The 3,483-nt window shown below is 73.0% G+C and carries 5 protein-coding genes; 1 reads left to right on the forward strand and 4 read right to left on the reverse strand.

Annotation, left to right across the window (positions count from 1 at the left end):
- The 4 genes from N4P33_RS33815 to N4P33_RS33830 all read right to left on the reverse strand — a co-directional run.
- The coding region (locus N4P33_RS33815; RefSeq protein WP_260830757.1) for a zf-TFIIB domain-containing protein at positions 1-155 on the reverse strand (155 nt) is incomplete at its 3' end.
- Positions 156-235: 80 nt separating this feature from the next.
- Entirely contained in the window at positions 236-1,144 is a 909-nt protein-coding gene (locus N4P33_RS33820; protein ID WP_260830753.1) for a phosphotransferase family protein, read from the reverse strand.
- Positions 1,145-1,619: 475 nt separating this feature from the next.
- Positions 1,620-1,799 carry a hypothetical protein gene (locus N4P33_RS33825; RefSeq protein ID WP_260830754.1) on the reverse strand — a complete coding sequence of 60 codons (180 nt, stop codon included), beginning with the start codon at positions 1,797-1,799 and terminating at the stop codon, positions 1,620-1,622.
- Positions 1,800-2,015: 216 nt separating this feature from the next.
- Positions 2,016-2,291 (reverse strand): hypothetical protein, encoded by a 276-nt coding sequence (locus N4P33_RS33830; RefSeq protein ID WP_260830755.1) that lies wholly within the window; start codon positions 2,289-2,291, stop codon positions 2,016-2,018.
- A gap of 195 nt (positions 2,292-2,486) precedes the next feature.
- On the opposite strand from N4P33_RS33830, the gene N4P33_RS33835 reads away from it, so the two are divergent.
- Positions 2,487-3,483, forward strand: a 997-nt coding sequence (locus tag N4P33_RS33835) for a serine/threonine-protein kinase (protein ID WP_260830756.1), incomplete at its 3' end; no start/stop codon positions are given.

Raw genomic sequence — 3,483 nt, forward strand, 5'->3', positions numbered from 1 at the left:
GGCGGCGCGGGCTGGGACCACTGGGCCTCCAGCCGGGTCAGCGACTCCAGCTCGCCGTAGTCGAGGAAGATGCCTCGGCATCCGCTGCACTGCTCGATCTGAACGCCGTTGCGGTTGTAGGTGTGCATGGGCGCACGACACTTCGGACACTGCATGATCGGTTCAACTCCTCGCCGGTCGGTCCTGCATCGGGTATCGCCAGGACAGACTCTGCCCGGCTCCGGTCGGTTGCACCCTACGTCGCACGCTGGTGCGTCAACTGGGCGGGGACCGAGGGCATTCGCGCACAGGCGTCCACGACACAGGTCTCCACGTCGTCCAGGCTCCGCCCGTCCGCCAGCGCCTTGGTGACCATGCGGGCGGCGGTCTGCACGGTGAGGGCACGGGCCGGGACGTCGAGAGCGGGCCAGGGATCACCGTCCGCCGGGACTGCGGGACCGCCGGCGGCCCGGTAAGCGTTCAGGAACCGTCCCCACTCGTCACTCCCGAGCAGCCCGCACGCGAACCAGGCCGCGGGTCGTGCGAGATCCCACGCGGGATTTCCGACGCCCAGGTCATCGACGTCTATCAGCCGCCAGCCCGTGTCGCCGGGGAGGCGTACGAGCTGACCGAGATGCAGATCCCCGTGACAGACGGTGCCGGTCGCCGGCGTGGGTGTCTCGCCCCGGGCCCAGTCGGGAAGGGCCGACCAGGCCCGCAGCACCGGTCCGACGGCGGGATGCCCACTGGCCTCGGCCTGGAGCCGGGCGACGGCGCGGGCGGCCTTGAGGGGGCCGCGCATCACGGGCAGGCCCGGGGTGAGGGGTGTGCGGTGCAGGAGGGCGAGCAGGGTGGCGGCGGCTTCCCAGGGGGCGGCGTCGGGGTCGTCCGGGTCGACGGGGTCGCCGTAGGGCCAGAAGCTGACGAGCCGGCCGTGCAGGGGCACTGCCGTGCGGGTGAGCGGGGCCACGAAGACGTCCGTGCGGCGGGCAGCGGTGTCGAGACGGACCTGCAGCTCACCGGGGTCGGTGTCCGGGGCGTGCGCCTTCGCTACGGTGTCACCATGCCGGACGACTGTCCCATCGGCCCGATCGGCGAGGGTGGCTGCGCCGCAGGGGCAGGTGGGGCGGGGCTCGTGGGCGACGGCGGCGGCACGAACGGCCATCTCGCTGAGCAGAGGCTGGGGTGAGGACACGGGGCTCCCTGGGGTGCGGGTCTGACAGGGGAGCGTACGGGGGGCTGCGCCCGGCTGGGCACCCCGCGCTGGAGCGGGCCGGGGGTGGGTGACGCTCACCCGCGCTGGCGGGGTGCCTCCCCCACTCTCGGCTTCTCCCCCACGCTCGGCTTCGCTCGCGCGGGGGGACCCCCATGAGCGGGGGACCCCCACCGCCCACCCGTGCCGCCCTGGGGGCACCTCCCAGGCCCTTAAGGCACTGGGGGAGGCACGACTGCCCGCAGCTAGGTGGGGAATGCCCGCAGGCATAAGACGCGCACCCTCACCCACGCGCGCGGAAAAAGTAATGCCGGCGCAGCTCCCCAGCTGCGCCGGCATTGTTGCCGTCCGCCGCACCCCCGTCCCCACGGGGTTTCATGGGTGGATGTCCCCGCCCGGACCGCTCTTCCGGGCCTGGGGTCGCCGCTCAGCGCCCCAGCATCTCGCCCACGGACGACGCCTGTGTGGTCACCGTCTCCCACCCGTCGAAGACGAGGAGGAGCAGGACCGCCAGGGGAAGGGCCATCAGCGTCGCCACCAGCGGGTGGCGCCGTCCCTCGCGCCGTACCCGTGTGCGGACCAGCGTCCGCGGTGCCGTGTGAGCCATGGCCCCTCTCCTGACCGTTTCTGTTGTCGCTCTCGGTATTCGCTATGCGTGGCAGCGGCGGGCGTCTGACCTCGGGGGACGAGTGCTGCACCCGCCGCTTGACCTCAAATCTAGGCGCCCCGCACATCCCGGACGTCATGCCCTCGTACCGATTGCCGGGCCTCCCGGAGGATGAGCCGCCACCCCCGCCGTACTCCCCTGGGTGGAGACGCGGTCCTACGACTCGGGGTCATCCCGGAGGGGGTGCCCGGAACGCCCCGGAACCTCCGATCCGTCCTCCCGCGGCACCGGCTGCTCCACCAGCGCCAGCACCCGGTTCGCCATGAACCGAGCCGTACGCACCACAGACCCGTTCCGCGTGACTTCGCTCACTTCCACCACCCCTCGCCGCACCGCCGTCTCCACCCGGCGCCCCGCCCTGCTCGCCACCACCTCGTACGTACGCGTCGTGTCCCCCGCGTCCACGACTATCTCCACACGATCACCCTTCACGCGATCAATCCCCCTTCCGCATCGGGTGGTTGGGACCCACGCCCGCACGAACCCCGCCTGCCCGCACGCCCCCTGACCACCCTTCAAGTCTCCCACCCGCCACTGACAATCCACCCCCCGAAGAGGGCGCGGCCTCTGCGCACACGCGCCCGTGGAAACGTAAGCTGTGGCACGTCACAGGACCGGGCAGCGGGGATGAACATGGCGATGATGCGCCTGAGGCGCGAGGACCCGCGCGTCGTCGGCTCTTTCAGGCTTCACCGACGTCTCGGCGCGGGCGGAATGGGCGTGGTCTACCTGGGCTCCGACAAGAAGGGGCAACGGGTCGCGCTGAAGGTCATCCGGCCGGACCTCGCGGAGGACCAGGAGTTCCGCTCCCGCTTCGCGCGCGAGGTGTCCGCGGCCCGCCGTATCCGGGGCGGCTGCACCGCCCGTCTCGTGGCCGCCGATCTCGACGCGGACCGCCCGTGGTTCGCCACCCAGTACGTGCCGGGCCCGTCGCTGCACGACAAGGTCGCCGACGAGGGCCCACTCGGCGCGGCCGAGGTCGCCGCCATCGGCGCCGCCCTGTCGGAAGGGCTGGTCGCCGTGCACGAGGCCGGTGTCGTGCACCGGGACCTCAAGCCGTCGAACATCCTGCTCTCCCCCAAGGGCCCGCGGATCATCGACTTCGGCATCGCCTGGGCGACCGGCGCCTCCACGCTCACGCACGTCGGCACGGCGGTCGGCTCCCCCGGCTTCCTCGCCCCGGAGCAGGTGCGCGGCGCCGCCGTCACCCCGGCGACGGACGTGTTCTCGCTGGGCGCCACGCTCGCGTACGCGTCGATGGGCGACTCGCCCTTCGGGCACGGGAGTTCGGAGGTGATGCTGTACCGGGTGGTGCACGAGGAGGCCCAACTGGACGGCGTCCCCGACGCCCTGGCCCCGCTGGTGCGGGCCTGTCTGGCGAAGGATCCCGAGGAGCGGCCGAGCACGCTCCAACTGTCGCTGCGGCTCAAGGAGATCGCGGCGCGCGAGGCACAGGGGCTGGCCGAGGCACGCCCGCCCGCGCCGCGCGGCGCGGAGACGGAGCGGCCCGCCGGACACCTCGCCGACACCTACCCGGACCACTCACAGGGCCGCCGCACGGGCGGGCAGGACGTACGGGACAGCCAGGGCGGCCGGGCCGGCCAGGGCGCTCCCCCGCCGCGCG

This window comes from Streptomyces sp. 15-116A (assembly GCF_025290915.1).
GTDB lineage: Bacteria > Actinomycetota > Actinomycetes > Streptomycetales > Streptomycetaceae > Streptomyces.

Excerpts from the sequence above, each read along its gene's own strand:
- N4P33_RS33820 (WP_260830753.1), bottom strand. The coding sequence starts at position 1,144 with ATGGCCGTTCGTGCCGCCGCCGTCGCCCACGAGCCCCGCCCCACCTGC.
- N4P33_RS33825 (WP_260830754.1), bottom strand. The coding sequence starts at position 1,799 with ATGGCTCACACGGCACCGCGGACGCTGGTCCGCACACGGGTACGGCGC.